Annotated in this window: 15 protein-coding genes; 8 read left to right on the top strand and 7 right to left on the bottom strand. The window is 61.9% G+C overall.

Annotated features, from left to right (window positions below; genetic code table 11):
• Positions 1-158: 158 nt before the first annotated feature.
• Positions 159-2,159 (bottom strand): methyl-accepting chemotaxis protein, encoded by a 2,001-nt coding sequence (locus tag AMK02_RS02260; protein WP_064800486.1) that lies wholly within the window; start codon positions 2,157-2,159, stop codon positions 159-161.
• A 417-nt stretch (positions 2,160-2,576) separates the two neighbouring features.
• On the opposite strand from AMK02_RS02260, the gene rpmH reads away from it, so the two are divergent.
• From rpmH to yihA, 4 genes are all read left to right on the top strand, one after another.
• The gene (gene rpmH, locus AMK02_RS02255) at positions 2,577-2,711 is read left to right on the top strand and encodes a 50S ribosomal protein L34 (RefSeq protein ID WP_008524438.1); all 135 of its coding nucleotides are present in this window, start codon (positions 2,577-2,579) and stop codon (positions 2,709-2,711) included.
• Between the two features lie 21 nt (positions 2,712-2,732).
• The gene (gene rnpA / locus AMK02_RS02250) at positions 2,733-3,134 is read left to right on the top strand and encodes a ribonuclease P protein component (RefSeq protein ID WP_064800485.1); all 402 of its coding nucleotides are present in this window, start codon (positions 2,733-2,735) and stop codon (positions 3,132-3,134) included.
• Positions 3,134-4,924, top strand: coding sequence for a membrane protein insertase YidC (gene yidC / locus AMK02_RS02245; protein WP_064800484.1), 1,791 nt, complete (start codon positions 3,134-3,136; stop codon positions 4,922-4,924). The genes rnpA and yidC overlap by 1 nt, the downstream gene beginning before the upstream one ends.
• 140 nt (positions 4,925-5,064) lie before the next feature.
• The gene (gene yihA, locus AMK02_RS02240) at positions 5,065-5,718 is read left to right on the top strand and encodes a ribosome biogenesis GTP-binding protein YihA/YsxC (protein ID WP_064800483.1); all 654 of its coding nucleotides are present in this window, start codon (positions 5,065-5,067) and stop codon (positions 5,716-5,718) included.
• A gap of 43 nt (positions 5,719-5,761) precedes the next feature.
• Here yihA and AMK02_RS02235 read toward each other — a convergent pair whose 3' ends face one another.
• The 3 genes from AMK02_RS02235 to AMK02_RS02225 form a co-directional block, all read right to left on the bottom strand.
• Positions 5,762-6,316 carry a fasciclin domain-containing protein gene (locus AMK02_RS02235; protein ID WP_064805864.1) on the bottom strand — a complete coding sequence of 185 codons (555 nt, stop codon included), beginning with the start codon at positions 6,314-6,316 and terminating at the stop codon, positions 5,762-5,764.
• 109 nt (positions 6,317-6,425) lie between these two features.
• Positions 6,426-7,145: an anti-sigma factor gene (locus AMK02_RS02230; protein ID WP_064800482.1), complete on the bottom strand. Its 720-nt coding sequence runs from the start codon at positions 7,143-7,145 to the stop codon at positions 6,426-6,428.
• A complete protein-coding gene (locus AMK02_RS02225) occupies positions 7,142-7,681 on the bottom strand; it encodes a sigma-70 family RNA polymerase sigma factor (protein ID WP_064805862.1) in 540 nt (179 codons plus the stop codon). Before AMK02_RS02225 ends, AMK02_RS02230 begins: the two co-directional genes overlap by 4 nt.
• A 145-nt stretch (positions 7,682-7,826) precedes the next feature.
• On the opposite strand from AMK02_RS02225, the gene argB reads away from it, so the two are divergent.
• Positions 7,827-8,714 carry an acetylglutamate kinase gene (gene argB / locus AMK02_RS02220; RefSeq protein WP_011423809.1) on the top strand — a complete coding sequence of 296 codons (888 nt, stop codon included), beginning with the start codon at positions 7,827-7,829 and terminating at the stop codon, positions 8,712-8,714.
• Positions 8,715-8,804: 90 nt separating this feature from the next.
• Here argB and AMK02_RS02215 read toward each other — a convergent pair whose 3' ends face one another.
• Entirely contained in the window at positions 8,805-9,170 is a 366-nt protein-coding gene (locus AMK02_RS02215; protein WP_064800481.1) for a metalloregulator ArsR/SmtB family transcription factor, read from the bottom strand.
• 163 nt (positions 9,171-9,333) lie between these two features.
• Here AMK02_RS02215 and AMK02_RS02210 point away from each other — a divergent pair, with 163 nt between their 5' ends.
• Together AMK02_RS02210 and AMK02_RS02205 are read left to right on the top strand one after the other, a co-directional pair.
• Positions 9,334-10,272: a fatty acid desaturase gene (locus AMK02_RS02210; RefSeq protein WP_064800480.1), complete on the top strand. Its 939-nt coding sequence runs from the start codon at positions 9,334-9,336 to the stop codon at positions 10,270-10,272.
• A 377-nt stretch (positions 10,273-10,649) separates the two neighbouring features.
• Positions 10,650-11,798 (top strand): alpha-hydroxy acid oxidase, encoded by a 1,149-nt coding sequence (locus AMK02_RS02205; RefSeq protein WP_064800479.1) that lies wholly within the window; start codon positions 10,650-10,652, stop codon positions 11,796-11,798.
• 66 nt (positions 11,799-11,864) lie between these two features.
• Here AMK02_RS02205 and AMK02_RS02200 read toward each other — a convergent pair whose 3' ends face one another.
• The gene (locus tag AMK02_RS02200) at positions 11,865-12,635 is read right to left on the bottom strand and encodes an isocitrate lyase/PEP mutase family protein (protein WP_064800478.1); all 771 of its coding nucleotides are present in this window, start codon (positions 12,633-12,635) and stop codon (positions 11,865-11,867) included.
• Entirely contained in the window at positions 12,632-13,708 is a 1,077-nt protein-coding gene (locus AMK02_RS02195) for a bifunctional transcriptional activator/DNA repair enzyme AdaA (RefSeq protein WP_064800477.1), read from the bottom strand. The genes AMK02_RS02200 and AMK02_RS02195 overlap by 4 nt, the downstream gene beginning before the upstream one ends.
• A 103-nt stretch (positions 13,709-13,811) precedes the next feature.
• Between AMK02_RS02195 and AMK02_RS02190 the strand changes: the two genes are divergently transcribed.
• The gene (locus AMK02_RS02190) at positions 13,812-14,528 is read left to right on the top strand and encodes a pyrimidine 5'-nucleotidase (protein ID WP_064800476.1); all 717 of its coding nucleotides are present in this window, start codon (positions 13,812-13,814) and stop codon (positions 14,526-14,528) included.
• The last annotated feature ends 53 nt before the right edge of the window (positions 14,529-14,581 follow it).

Here is a 14,581-nt window from a genome sequence, read left to right as displayed (position 1 = left end):
CGCGGATGAAACGGCGAAGTGGGAAGTGCCGTTGCTACAGGTTGAACTCCTGCCCGTGTGGGGAGGGGTTTGGGGCGGGGTCTTTGCCCGGCGCGGACCGGGCAGAAAAAACCAACGCCGCCCGGAGGCGGCGTTAAAAGGCGCCTGATCAGTGGCGATCAGAACTCTTCCCAGCTCTGCTCGGCTGCGGCCGCATTGCCGCCGCCGAAGGCGCGGGCGACCTTGGCGATCGCCCGGCGGGCGGGCGAGGCGACCGGCTGCCTGTGCGGCTCGTTGCGGACGAGCGCCACGGGCGTGGCCGTGTCCGACAGCTTGAAGCGGGCGATGAGGTGCACGAGCCCGTTGGCTTCGGCCGAAAGCCTGTGGGTGGCGGCGGAGGTTTCCTCCACCATCGCGGCGTTCTGCTGGGTCACCTGATCCATCTGGTTGACGGCGGTGTTGACCTCCTTGAGGCCGGTCGACTGTTCGACCGCGGCTGTGGCGATCGAATGGATATGGTCGTTGATGGCGATGACGCGGGTGCCGATTTCCGAAAGCGCCTCGCCGGTCGCCTGGACAAGCTTGACGCCGACCTGGACCTCGTCGCCCGACTTGGTGATCAGCGCCTTGATATCCTTGGCGGCGGTCGCCGAACGCTGGGCGAGTTCGCGCACTTCCTGCGCGACCACCGCGAAGCCCTTGCCGGCCTCGCCGGCGCGCGCGGCCTCGACGCCGGCATTCAGCGCCAGGAGGTTGGTCTGGAAGGCGATCTCATCGATGACGTTGATGATCTGACTGATCTCGCGCGAGGCCTGCTCGATGCGGCCCATGGCCTCGACGGCATTGCGGACGACGACGCCGGAGCGGCCGGCATTTTCCTTGGCTTCCGACACCATGACGGTGGCTTCATGCGCCCGCTCGGTGGAGTTCTGGACAACGGCGGTGATCTCGTCGAGTGCCGCCGAGGTCTGTTCGAGCGCTGCCGCCTGCTGTTCGGTGCGCTTCGACAGGTCGTCGCTGGCATTGCGCAGCTCGGCGGTGTTGCCGTTCATCGCTTCCGTCGTCTCGCGCACTTCTCGCATCGTCGCCTGCAGCGTAACCAAGCTGTTGTTGACGTTCTGCTGCAGCTCGGCGAAGGCGCCCTGGAAGCTGCCATTCATCGTCTGGGTGAGATCGCCTTCGGCAAGGCTTGCGATGACGCGGCGGGTCTCGCCGATGCCGGCGTCAACGCTCGACAGCAGCGTGTTGATGTTGTCGGCGAACTGGTTGAGATTTTCGTCCTGATAATCCTTGTCGATCCGGTGGCTGAAATCGCCGGCCGCAGCCGCGGCGACGACGACGGACATGCTCGATTGCAGGTCGTCGCTCTTGGCACGCATCGCCGCTTCCTGGGCGTTCAGACGCTTGATGGCCAGGCCGTTCTCCTTGAAGACGGCGACTGCGGCGGCCATCTCGCCGATTTCGTCCTTGCGGCCGGCAAACGGAACCTCGGCGTCGAAATTGCCGTCGGCGACCTCCTTGATTGCATGGGTGACGCGCTTGATCGGGCGGCTAAGATGGCTGGTGCCGATATAAAAGCCCATGCCAACACCGGCCGCGATGCCGATGCCGGTGATGCTGAGGACGAGCATCAGCACCCAGGAACGGAAGCTCTCGATCTCATCATCGACCGCCTGAAGCGCTGCCTTGTCGGTGGCGACCACGGCGTCGATCTCGGCCTGGAACGCCTTGCGATTGGCGCGGTTGGCCTCATTGTTGCCCTGGGCGCTGGCAGCCTCGGGACCGACTTCGGTGCCGAGGCGAGCCGTTTCCGTGCGGAAAGTGCGAAATTCGGCGGCGCGCGCCACCAGCTTGGCGAAATTGTCCTTTTCGCCTTCGGGTACGAGCGGCGCCCAGCCGGCAATGACCTTATCGATTTCGTCGAGGCCGGCCATCAGGCCCTTGGCGAAGTTCGGCGTATCCTTGATCGATTTTGCGGCATAGATACCGCGCGATTCCATGACAACGGCGGTGACGAAACGGTTGAGGCGTTCGCCGGCATAGGCGCGGGCGGCGGCCTGCTCGTAAGCCGTCAGATTGCGGCTGTATTCACGCATGGCGGATAATGCTGTTGCGCCGATCAGAAGCGCCACCGCGCCCATCACGCAAACCAGCAGATTAATTTTCCCGCGGATCTTCAATGCAATGCCTCCTAGCTACACCAGCCTGGAAACAACTCCCCCAGCCGATGCGCTGAATATCAGCGAAATTGATTAAAGTTAGATTTCTAATATTTACGATTAAGAGTACAGAACATTGCCGATCCGACCCTCGCCCTTCCATTCAAGCCATTGCAATTTCAGGCGATCGACCCCATGCGGCGCCGAAGTACAACTTCTCGGCGCGGGTCGAATTTATTAACACCACAATGCGAAAACCGCGGTCGTTGATGGCCGCGCAGTTCAAATGAGCCGATATAATTGACTTTGCCGGGCTTCATCCGTATAAGCCGCCGCACGTCCGGTCACTCAAGCCTTTCATGGCCCGCCCGTTCGAAAAACAACGCTCCTTGCATAATGCAAATTCAAGAAGGGCCGCACTCCGCGGTGTTTAAATAAATGAAGCGTACTTACCAACCATCCAAGCTTGTTCGCAAGCGTCGCCACGGCTTCCGTGCGCGCATGTCCACGAAGGGTGGCCGCAAGGTCATCGCTGCCCGCCGCGCGCAGGGCCGCAAGCGTCTTTCGGCTTAAGGCCGGGTTGCCCGGTAAGAGATGGCGGGCGAAGTGACGACCAGTGAGAAGAAATATGCTGTCGGGCGGCTGAAGAGCCGCCCGCAGTTTCTTGCCGTGCGCGAGGGCGAAAAACGCCGGGGAGGACTCTTCCTTCTCGAAGTCCTCGACCGGAAGGAACCCGACAGCCAGGCCCGCGTCGGTTTCACAGTCACCAAAAAACATGGCAACGCGGTCGAACGGAACCGCATGCGCCGCCGCCTGAAAGAGGCGGTGCGGCTTCATGCGGGATTTGCAATGCAGCCCGGACACGACTATGTGGTTGTCGCGCGCAGGGACGTGCTTGATGCGTCCTTCCAGGAATTGGCCGCGGAGCTGAAGCTTCGCGTGGAAACCAGGCCGAAACACCGGCGCTCCGGAGACGGACGCCCCAGGAACGTATGATGGAAAACAACCGCAATTATTTCATTGCGATCGCTCTCTCGGTGCTGATCGTCCTCGGCTGGCAGTTTCTCTATATGAATCCGCGCATCGAGGCCCAGCGCAAGGCGCAGGAAGCCCAGAAGGCGCAGCAGCAGACCGAGCAGGTCCAGCAGCCTACCGCCGGCGCAACGCCGGCTCCGACCAGCGGTGCAGCCCCTTCCGGCCAGGCCGTCGCAACGGCGACCCTTGAGCAGGCGCTCGCAAAGACCCCGCGTGTTGTCATCGACACTCCTGCCCTTTCCGGCTCGATCAACCTTGCCGGCGCCCGGCTCGACGACCTGAAGCTCAAGGGCTACCACGAGACCGTCGACGATTCGAGCCCGATCATCACCCTGTTCAGCCCGGCCGAAACCAAGGACGGCTACTTCACCGAGCTCGGCTATATCGGCAGCGATGCCACGGGCAGCGTTCCCGGCGCCTCGACGCTGTGGACGGCGCCGGAGGGCGCCAAGCTCACCGAGAAGACGCCGGTGACGCTCAGCTATACCAACGACAAGGGCCTGACCTTTACCCGCACGATTTCCGTCGACGAACGCTACATGTTCACGATCGCCGACAAGGTCGCAAACACCGGCCAGGCGCCCGTCTCGCTCTCCTCCTACGGCCGCGTGACACGGTACAACAAGCCGACGACGCCATCGGCCTACGTCCTGCATGAAGGTTTCATCGGCGTCATCGGCGACGACGGCCTGATTGAAACCAAATACACAGCGGCCGAGAAGGAAGCCGTAACGCCGGCAAAATCCACCGGCGGCTGGCTCGGCATTACCGACAAATACTGGGCTGCAACGATCGTTCCGCCGCAGACGTCAGCCTACGAGGCGCGTTTCTCGCATTTTGCCGACGGTCAGCCGCGCTATCAGGCCGACTACAAGGACGATGCCTTTACCGTTGCGCCCGGCCAGTCGATCGAACTCAAGAACCTGGTCTTCGCCGGCGCCAAGGAAGTGCCCGTCATCGACGGCTATGAGGCCAGCTATTCGATCCCGAAATTCGACCGCCTGATCGACTGGGGCTGGTTCTATTTCATCACCAAGCCGATGTTCAAGCTGATGGACTTCTTCTTCCGCTTCTTCGGCAATTTCGGTGTCGCGATCCTGTGCACCACCATCGTCGTCAAGGCGCTGTTCTTTCCGCTCGCCAGCAAGCAATATGCGTCGATGGCGAACATGAAGCGCATGCAGCCGAAGATGGAGGAACTGAAGGCGAAATTCGGCGACGACCGCATGGGGCTGCAACAGGCGACGATGCAGCTCTACAAGGAAGAGAAGATCAATCCGATCGCGGGCTGCTGGCCGGTGGCGCTGCAAATCCCGATCTTCTTCTCGCTCTACAAGGTGATCTACATCACCATCGAAATGCGCCACGCGCCGTTCTTCGGCTGGATCCAGGACCTTTCGGCGCCCGATCCGACGACGATCGTCAACCTGTTCGGCCTGCTGCCATTCACGGCGCCGACATTCCTGCATCTCGGCGTCTGGCCGCTGATCATGGGCGTCACCATGTTCCTGCAGATGCGCATGAACCCGACGCCGCCCGATCCGACGCAGGCGATGATCTTCAACTGGATGCCGCTGGTGTTCATGTTCATGCTGGCAAGCTTCCCGGCCGGCCTCGTCATCTACTGGGCCTGGAACAACACGCTCTCGGTGATCCAGCAGTCGGTGATCATGAAGCGCCATGGCGTCAAGATCGAGCTCTTCGACAATCTCAAGGGCCTGTTCCGACGAAAAACGGCGCCATCGAAATGATGCTCTCAAGCCCCGCTCCGGCGGGGCTTTTCATTTCCGGCCCGCCCGCGACGCGCGGCGCGGACCGCCTGAAAGCTTGACATCCGCCCGTAAAACCACGAAGCCGACAGTAGACCTAATCCGGAGATTGCCGAGCCCGCATGCCTGAAACCGCAAAGCCGCTCTTCGGCCACCCATGGATCTTCATCCGCGGCGTCCCGTCGCTCAACTTCCTGCCGCCGGAAGGACCGGCTGAAGTCGCCTTCGCCGGACGCTCGAATGTCGGCAAGTCGTCGTTGATCAATGCGCTGGTCGGCCAGAAGGGCCTGGCGCGCACGTCGAACACGCCGGGGCGCACGCAGGAGCTCAACTATTTCGTCCCGGACGGATATTCCGGCGAGGCGGGCGACCTGCCGCCGATGGCGATCGTCGACATGCCGGGCTACGGCTATGCGCAGGCGCCGAAGGAGCAGGTCGACAAATGGACCAAGCTGGTTTTCGATTATCTGCGCGGCCGCGCGACGCTGAAGCGCGTCTACGTGCTGATCGACAGCCGCCACGGCATCAAGAAGAACGACGAGGAGGTGCTTGATCTGCTCGACAAGGCGGCCGTCTCCTACCAGGTGGTGCTGACCAAGACCGACAAGATCAAGGCGCCGGCCGTCCCCAAGCTGCTGGCCGACACGGCGGACAAGATCCGCAAGCGCCCGGCCGCCTATCCCTATCTGCTGTCCACTTCATCCGAAAAAGGTGACGGGCTCGACGATCTGCGCCAGGCGATCGCCGAAACCGTCGGCATCGCAACCTGGAAATAGAGGGGCGCCTCGAAGAGCGCCCCTGCCCGCCGATACCGGTGATTTACATTTTCGGCAGCAGCACCTTGTCGACCACATGAATGACGCCGTTCGACTGCTTGACGTCGGCGACGGTCACATGGGCAATCTCGCCGTTTTCGTCGGTCAGCGTGATCTTGCCCATGCTCTCCCTGGCCTTGATCACGCAGCCGCCGACGGTCTTGATGTCGTGCTCGCCGCCATCATCCTTGATCATCTTGGCCACGGTTTTGGCCATAGCGTCCGCGGCCACCACGTGGCAGGTCAGAACCTTGGTCAGAGTCGCCTTGTTTTCCGGCTTCAGCAACGTATCGACGGTGCCCTTGGGCAGGGCGGCGAAGGCCTCGTTGGTCGGCGCAAAGACCGTAAAAGGCCCTTTGCTCTCAAGCGTGCCGACGAGACCGGCCGCCTTGACGGCGGCGACCAGGGTCGTGTGATCCTTGGAATTCATGGCGTTCTCGATGATGTTCTTGCTTTCGAACATCACAGCGCCGCCGACGACCGGGTTCTTCGCCGCAGCAAAGGCGACAGCGGACAGGGCGGCGGCAAGTGCAAAGCCGCGCAGTAAGGACTTGATCATGATCTTCTCCTCTGGCCGGATATTCTTCGCCGGCATCATGCCTGAGCGTCGTCCGGGCAATGCCAACTACGAAGTGATGCGCCGAAGAGTTTCAGAGGAGAGAAATTGATTATGGCCGCTGTACGGTGCCGCTCGCAATCACCGGACCGGTCACCTGCCCGCTCGGCGAGCCGCCGAAAGGCTCGAGGCTGACGGCAAGCGTTGCGCCATCGGCGACATTGTTGCGCAAATCCGCCGGAATGACGAGTTCGCCGCTTTCGCCGGGCTGGAAGATGCCGAGCGATTTCGGCGCGCCGCTGCCCGGCACCAGCCAGAGTTCCAGCGATTTCTCCTCCGGCTTGCCGGCGGCGACCGGCACGATCTTCAGCCGGCCGCTCTGGATCTCGTAGGAGGCGCGGAGATTGATCGCGTTGTTTTGACCCGCAAGTTCGGCCACCAGCGGTGCCGGTCCCTGCGGCTGCGGCACAAGGCCGGAGGCGAAGATGACGGCACTGACGGCGACGACGATGCAGGCGAACGCCAATGAGCGCCAGAAAACCGCCGAATTCCACAGCCCCTGCGAAAAGGATGCGGGTTTTCCGGCATCGCCGAACAGCCGGGACTCGATCTGCTTGAAGGTTTCCCGGCTCGGCGCGACGCCGTCATATTCGTCGTTGAAGGCGGAGAGGTTGGTTTCCCAACGGCTGACGATCGCCGCAAATATCCGATCGTGGCGCATGCGCTCTTCCACCACCCGGCGATCCTGCAGCGACAGGACGCCCAAAACATATTCACCGGCGAGGACCTCGTCGCGGGAGCGGTTTCCCTTGCTTTTGTCGGGCGATGTCATCGTTCCATGCACTCTCTCAGTTTCAAGAGGCTGCGCCTGAGCCAGGTCCGCATCGTGTTCAGCGGAACGCCGAACTGATCCGCCAGTTCCTGATAGCTCAGCCCTTCGACATAAGCCCGTTTCACGGCGACCGCACGATCAGCTTCCAACTCTTCCATGCAGGTGTCAATCCGCCTTCCTTCATCCTTCGTCACCGTCTGTCTTTCCGGGTCGGGTTCGGAATCGGCAAGATCGTAAACGCTGTCGAGTTCGTCGGCGACGGGCTTGCGCGCACGCAGCAGATCGATCGACCGGTTGCGGGCAATTGCGGCCAGCCATGCCGGGGACGATCCCGAGGCTGCCTGGAAGCTTCGAGCGCGTTGCCAGATGCTGATATAGACTTCCTGCAGGGCCTCCTCGGCCTCCGTGCGGTCCTTCAAGATACGCAGGCAGATTGCGAAAAGTTTCGGTGCGGTCTGGTTGTAGAGGGCAGCGAAGGCCATGCGGTCGCCGAGCGCGACGCGGCCGATCAAGTCCTTGATCTCATCCCCCTGCATGCCGTTCCCCTCTATCGTGCCTCGCTCAGCCAGCGGGTCCAACTCCTCCGGCTTCATGCCACATACGAAAAACTATTGCGTTCTGGATTATTCCCTCTGTCAGAAACTTGCGATAAAAGGCCGCGATCAATTCTGCGGGGTTCCCATGAACGAGTCCGAAAGCGAAATCCAGGCACGTCTTCTCGCCCAGGCGCTGCCCTTCATGCAGCGTTATGAAAACAAGACGATCGTGGTGAAGTACGGCGGCCATGCGATGGGCAATCCCGAGCTCGGCAAGGCCTTTGCCAGCGACATCGCGCTTTTGAAACAGTCGGGCGTCAACCCGATCGTCGTTCACGGCGGCGGTCCGCAGATCGGCGCTATGCTGACCAAGATGGGCATCGAATCGAAGTTCGAAGGTGGCCTTCGCGTCACCGACCAGAAGACGGTCGAGATCGTCGAGATGGTGCTCGCCGGCTCGATCAACAAGGAGATCGTCGCGCTGATCAACCAGACCGGCGAATGGGCGATCGGCCTTTGCGGCAAGGACGGCAACATGGTCTTCGCCGAAAAGGCGCGCAAGACCATCAAAGATCCGGATTCCAACATCGAGCGGGTGCTTGATCTCGGCTTCGTCGGCGAAGTGGTCGAGGTCGACCGCACGCTGCTCGATCTGCTCGCCCGCTCCGAGATGATCCCGGTCATCGCGCCCGTTGCACCTGGCCGCGACGGCGCGACCTACAATATCAACGCCGACACCTTCGCCGGCGCCATTGCCGGCGCGCTCAACGCCACCCGCCTGCTGTTTTTGACCGACGTTCCCGGCGTGCTCGACAAGAAAGGGCAACTGATCAAGGAGCTTTCCGTCGCCGAAGCGCATGCGCTGATCGCCGACGGCACGATCTCCGGCGGCATGATCCCCAAGGTCGAGACCTGCATCGATGCGATCAAGGCCGGCGTGCAGGGTGTCGTCATCCTGAACGGCAAGACCGCCCATTCCGTCCTGCTCGAGATCTTCACCGAGCACGGCATCGGAACGCTGATCGTTCCCTGATCAAGGCTGCGCTCTTCAACGCATGAAGGGCGCGTCTTCTCACTTCGAACATTTCCCGGTCTCCCTAAAGATCGGGAGAGATGCCAGAATTCAGGGCAATTCTTTCCGGCGCGCACGCGACTGGCTTTCCTTCTTGATCGGCCGGCCAACCGGGCAGACCTCCTGCACGAACCCGTTGAGCGTATTGACGAGATTGTTCTCGATCAGGGAATAGTGAACGAACTGGCCCTGTTTTTCCCGTCTGAGCAATCCTGCCGCTTCCAGGATGGAAAGATGCTGGGAAACCGCTGGCTTCGACATGCTGAAGCGGTCGGCGATCTCACCGGCGGTCAGCCCCGACGCGGAGAGGTATGCGAGGATCTTCCGCCGCGGCGCGCTGGAAAGCGCGTGGAACACCCGCTGGGCGGCACCGACCGAACTGCCTTTAGTAATGTCGTCGAAAGTCTCGTCTTTCAAGTTCCGTCTCCATGCCTACGGCAATCAACGCGTCGATCTGCCAAACAGTTAAGCAATTAGCGCATTGCTTAACTGTTTTTCCTGATGCAAGGTAATTAGGTAATTGCTTAATTAATGAATTGCCGGCCGGTGTTCAAGTGGCGCCCGATGGGAAGGAGTTGTTATGAGCAGTATTTCCACCGGACGCATGATCGACGATAGCAGCGATCCCGTGAAGGGCAGAGTGGTCTGGATGCCCGCGAAATCGATCTGGATCACCGCAATGACCGTGGTTGCCGTAGTGGACGGACCACTGACCTTCAGCTGGAGCGCTGTTACCGTCTTTGTTCTATCGACCGCCATCACGATCTGCCTTGGCCATTCGGTGGGCATGCACCGGCTGCTGATTCACCGTTCCTTCAGCGCTCCGCTCTGGCTCGAGCGCTTGCTCGTCTATCTCGGCACGCTGGTCGGCATGGCCGGCCCCTTTGGCATGATCTACGCCCACGATATTCGCGACTGGGCGCAGCGGCAACGAGACTGCCATGACCTCTATGCCCATCGGCGATCGTTCTTCGTCGACGCCTTCTGGCAGATGCATTGCGCCGTGGCGCTCGACCGGCCGCCACGTTTCGTCCTTGAAGAGCGTGAGCGGGGCGACCGCTTCTATCGTTTTCTGGAGGCGACATGGATGGCGCAGCAAATTCCCTTGGGACTCCTGCTCCTCATTCTTGGCGGACTGCCGTGGCTGGTCTGGGGGATTGCCGTGCGGGTCTCGGTGTCGCTGACCGGGCACTGGCTGGTCGGTCATTTCGCCCATCGGCACGGCCATCAAGGCTGGAGCGTCGATGACGTCGCGGTGCAAGGCTATAATCTACCGCATTTCGGGCTGGTGACCTTCGGCGAGAGCTTCCACGGCAACCATCACGCCTTTCCGGAATCGGCGCGGCTCGGCATCGAGCCGGGGCAGCTAGACCTCGGCTGGCATTTTATCCGGCTGCTGGCAGCGCTCGGTCTGGCTTCAGCGATCAAGCTCCCGCACACGATCGTACCGAGGGATGGGTTGAGACGCGTTGAAGTCTCCGGAGACACTGGTGAGGATCATCCTGTTGGTCAGCGTTGAGGAGTACCACAGAATATAGCGCGGCGTTCAAGAGAGCCTCCCCCTGAGGTGCCCCGGAGGGACCTCGAAGGGCGGGGCGGGTGCGCTGGCAGCGGATGGATGCAAGCAGCGGCGTTGCGGCATGTCCTTCGATGCTTCGCCCTGCGGGCTGCGCGCGTCAGGATGAGGGGCGTTGGAGAATGCCGCGCCGAGGCACAGGCCGGGGAGAGACAGCTCAGCCTCTGCATGAGCGCGCCCAGCAGATCATTATCCGCCTGCAAACCCACCCAAGCCGCAATATCCATCCGACAGGTCGCAAATCGCACAATCTAGCCTTGGCAAGGTTTCGAATCGTGCTTTAGGTTGCGGCCCGAAAACTAACTGGGTCGAGCAAAAAGATGCGCCTTACAGACTGCTATAATTTTCACGATTTCCGGCGCATGGCCAAACGGCGTCTTCCGGGGCCGATCTTCGACTATATCGATGGTGCCGCCGATGACGAGGTGACGTATCGGCGCAATACCGCGGCTTTCGAAAATTGTGATCTGGTGCCAGACGTTCTCAAGGGCGTGGCCGAGGTCGATATGTCGGTGACGGTCATGGGGCAGAAGCTCGCCATGCCGGTCTATTGCTCGCCGACGGCGCTGCAGCGGCTGTTTCACCACCAGGGGGAACGGGCGGTCGCGGCGGCAGCGGCAAAACACGGCACGATGTTCGGGGTTTCCTCACTCGGCACGATCAGCCTGGAGGAGGCCAGGCAGATCAGCGACGGGCCTCAGGTCTATCAGTTCTATTTCCATAAGGACCGCGGGCTGAACCACGAAATGATGGCGCGGGCGAAAACGGCGGGCGTGCAGGCGATGATGCTGACGGTCGACAGCATCACCGGCGGCAACCGCGAGCGCGACAAGCGCACGGGCTTTGCCATTCCCTTCAAGCTCAATCTCGCCGGCATGATGCAGTTCGCGATCAAGCCGTCCTGGGCGATCGGCTGGATGACGCATGAGGCGTTCCGGCTGCCGCAGCTCGAAAACCACGTCAAGATGGACGGCGGTGCGCTGTCGATCAGCCGCTACTTCACCGAAATGCTCGACCCCTCGATGTCGTGGACCGACGTGGCCGAGATGGTGCAGGCCTGGGGCGGGCAATTTTGCCTGAAGGGCATCATGTCGGTGGAGGACGCCAAGCGCGCGGTCGAGATCGGCTGCACCGGCATCGTGCTGTCCAACCACGGCGGCCGCCAGCTCGACGGTTCGCGCAGCGCTTTCGACCAGTTGGCCGAGATCGTCGATGCCGTCGGCGACCGAATCGACGTGATGATGGATGGCGGCGTGCAGCGGGGAACACATGTTCTGAAAGCGCTGTCGCTGGGGGCAAAGGCAGTCGGGCTCGGCCGCTACTATCTCTTCCCGCTGGCCGCCGCCGGACAGCCCGGCGTCGAACGGGCGCTGGAGACGATCCGCACCGAGATCGAACGCGACATGAAGCTGATGGGCTGCACCTCGGTCGACCAGCTGACGCGGCGCAACCTGCGCTTCCGCTCCTGAGCCGAGCAGGATGTGATTTAAGGGCCGCAGCCCAACATACGGATGCGGCCCTCGCCCACAGCGGCGTCAAAGCAGGCTATAAATCGCCGCCGCCTCCTGTTTCAGCTTTTCCATCATCGACCGGTAGGGCCCCGGGCCATAGCTGATGCGGCCGACGCCGAGCTTTGCCAGGGTTTTCACGTCGGGAGCGCCTGCCCGCATCATGACATTGACCGGCAGCGACGATGCCGCGCAGATCTTTTCGATCAAGGCGGGGTCGATCAGGCCAGGCACGAAGAAGCCGTTGCCGCCGGCGGCCGCATAGGCCCTGCCCCGCTCGATCGCCTCGTCCACCAGGCCCGCATGTTTGGCAAGATCGCTCTCGGCCAGGAAGAGGTCGGTGCGGGCGTTGATGAAGAAGGGGATATCCTTGCCGTCGGCCATGGCGCGAATGGCGCGGATGCGGGCCGCCTGGCTTTCGACGGGATAGAGCCCCTCGCCGGCGACCACCCGATCCTCGAAATTGATGCCGATGACCCCCACATTCATCAGCCTGGCGACATTGGCGGCCGCCCCCTGAGGATCGGCGGAATACGCCCCTTCGAAATCGACCGAAAGCGGCAGGTCGACGGCATCGGTGATGGATTTTGCCGTCTCCACCAGCACCGACATCGGCAGCTTTTCGCCGTCGGCAAAGCCATGGGCGGCGGCGACCGACCAGCTTCCCGTCGCAAGCGCCTTGGCGCCGGCATCGGCGACGGCCTTTGCCGTCCCCGCATCCCAGATATTGTAAAGGACGATCGGGTCGCCCTTCCGGTGAAGCGCGCCGAATGCCTTGGCCTTTTCAGTCTGGTTCATGCTGTCTCCTCCATCCTTGTCTCTGTGCTGATTTTCTCTTCATGGCGCAGCAGCCACTGCTTGCGCCAGAGCCCGCCGCCGTAACCGGTCAGAGAACCATCGGCGCCGAGAATGCGATGGCAGGGCACGATGATTGCAAGCTGGTTGGCGCCATTGGCGCGGCCGACGGCCCGCACCACCTCCGGCCTCTCCATCTCCCTGGCGAGATCGCCATAGGCGCGCGTCTGCCCGAGGGGGATCTCCATCAGCCTTGCCCAGACATGCTTTTCAAAGGGCGTGCCGCCAAGGGCCAGGGGCGCCTTGAAAACGGTCAGCCGGCCTTCGAAATAATCGCGGATCTCCGCCTCGATCTGATCGATCGCCGGGGTGCGGCCGATCGCGACGGAGGAGCGGACGCGCTTCTGCAGCGCTTCGAGTTCGCTCAGTAGCGCCTTTCTATCGTGAAATTCGAGCAGATGCAGATGCGTCTTGTCGGCGACCGCGATCATCGGTCCGAGCGGCGTATCGAACCAATCGGCAAAGAGCAGCTCGCGGTTCTGCGAGAGCGCCGGCGCCTTGCCGACCATCCGCTGGAACGCCGACCGGAAGCCGCTCGGAGATTCGTATCCGGCGTCGATCTGGGCATCGATGACACGCGCTCCATCCGCCAGCTGCCGGGCCGCTTCTCCGAGCCTGCGGTAACGGACGATGTCATGGAAGGTCATGCCGAGCGCCCGCTTGAAGGCGCGGCGCACGGTCGAGGGATCATGGCCGCGGCGCACAAGCTCCTCCTCGGTCCAGCGAACCTCCGGCTCGCTGTCCAGCCGCGCCAGCAGCTCGTCGACGACTGGCTCCCGGCCCGGCTGCGGTTCCAGCGGCCTGCAGCGCTGGCAGGGGCGAAAGCCGGAATGCATGCAGGCGGCGATCGTCTCGAAGAAGAGCGTGTTTTCCCGCTTCGGCTTGCGCGCCGGGCAGGTCAGACGGCAGAAGATGCCCGTCGTCTTCACGCAAACATAGGCCTGGCCCTCGTAATCGGCGCTGCGCGCGACCAGGGCGTCATAGAGCGTATCATCGTCGGGGCGTTCGAAAAGCATGTGCGCTTTCTAACATCCAACGCCTGCCGCGTCCGCCGAAAATCGGGCGTCTATTTTTTCTTGTCGATTTCCTTGGGCGAGCAGCCGTGCCATAAGGGCGGCCATGACCAAGATCGACCGTACGCCTGAAAAAGCCGATTTCGAACACGTGACAGACTGGGTGTTCGACCTCGACAACACCCTCTACCCGCATCACATCAATCTTTTCGCGCAGATCGACAAGAACATGACCGCCTATGTCGCGGCGCTGTTACAGATGGAGCGGGAAGAAGCGCGCAAGCTGCAGAAGCAGTATTATCTCGACCACGGCACGACGCTGCAGGGCCTGATGATCCATCACGGCATCGACCCGAACGATTTCCTCGAAAAGGCGCATGCGATCGACTATTCGGCGCTGACGCCGCAGCCGGAACTCGGCGAAGCGATCAAGAAGCTGCCGGGGCGCAAATTCATCTTCACCAACGGCAGCGTCAAACATGCCGAAATGACCGCCGGAGCGCTCGGCATTCTCGAGCATTTCGACGATATCTTCGACATCGTCGCCGCCGATTACGTGCCGAAGCCGGCGCAGGCGACCTACGACAAGTTTGCGGTGCTGAAGCGCGTCGAAACGAACAAGGCGGCGATGTTCGAGGATCTGCCGCGCAATCTGACGGTGCCGAAGGCGCTCGGCATGCAGACCGTGCTGCTGGTGCCGCGCAATCTGGAAGAGACCGTCGTCGAATGGTGGGAAAAGACCAGCGGCGACGAGGATCACATCGATTTCGTCACCGATGACCTCGTTGCATTTCTCGGCAAGGTGACCAGATCCGGCGGCTGACCGCCAGGTTACGAAAGTTTCACCCAGCTTACCGATGTTTAACTGGGTCATTG

It is taken from the genome of Rhizobium sp. N731 (genome assembly GCF_001664145.1).
Lineage (GTDB): Bacteria > Pseudomonadota > Alphaproteobacteria > Rhizobiales > Rhizobiaceae > Rhizobium > Rhizobium esperanzae.
Note: the sequence above shows the minus strand (reverse complement) of the source record. Positions and strands in the feature narration are given on the sequence as shown.

Bases quoted from the DNA above. Each gene is read 5' to 3' on its own strand.
- rpmH (WP_008524438.1), top strand. From the start codon at position 2,577: ATGAAGCGTACTTACCAACCATCCAAGCTTGTTCGCAAGCGTCGCCAC.
- AMK02_RS02225 (WP_064805862.1), bottom strand. From the start codon at position 7,681: ATGCAGGGGGATGAGATCAAGGACTTGATCGGCCGCGTCGCGCTCGGC.
- yidC (WP_064800484.1), top strand. From the start codon at position 3,134: ATGGAAAACAACCGCAATTATTTCATTGCGATCGCTCTCTCGGTGCTG.
- AMK02_RS02205 (WP_064800479.1), top strand. From the start codon at position 10,650: ATGCGCCTTACAGACTGCTATAATTTTCACGATTTCCGGCGCATGGCC.
- AMK02_RS02195 (WP_064800477.1), bottom strand. From the start codon at position 13,708: ATGCTTTTCGAACGCCCCGACGATGATACGCTCTATGACGCCCTGGTC.
- AMK02_RS02230 (WP_064800482.1), bottom strand. From the start codon at position 7,145: ATGACATCGCCCGACAAAAGCAAGGGAAACCGCTCCCGCGACGAGGTC.
- AMK02_RS02235 (WP_064805864.1), bottom strand. From the start codon at position 6,316: ATGATCAAGTCCTTACTGCGCGGCTTTGCACTTGCCGCCGCCCTGTCC.
- rnpA (WP_064800485.1), top strand. From the start codon at position 2,733: ATGGCGGGCGAAGTGACGACCAGTGAGAAGAAATATGCTGTCGGGCGG.
- AMK02_RS02190 (WP_064800476.1), top strand. From the start codon at position 13,812: ATGACCAAGATCGACCGTACGCCTGAAAAAGCCGATTTCGAACACGTG.
- yihA (WP_064800483.1), top strand. From the start codon at position 5,065: ATGCCTGAAACCGCAAAGCCGCTCTTCGGCCACCCATGGATCTTCATC.
- AMK02_RS02200 (WP_064800478.1), bottom strand. From the start codon at position 12,635: ATGAACCAGACTGAAAAGGCCAAGGCATTCGGCGCGCTTCACCGGAAG.
- AMK02_RS02210 (WP_064800480.1), top strand. From the start codon at position 9,334: ATGAGCAGTATTTCCACCGGACGCATGATCGACGATAGCAGCGATCCC.
- argB (WP_011423809.1), top strand. From the start codon at position 7,827: ATGAACGAGTCCGAAAGCGAAATCCAGGCACGTCTTCTCGCCCAGGCG.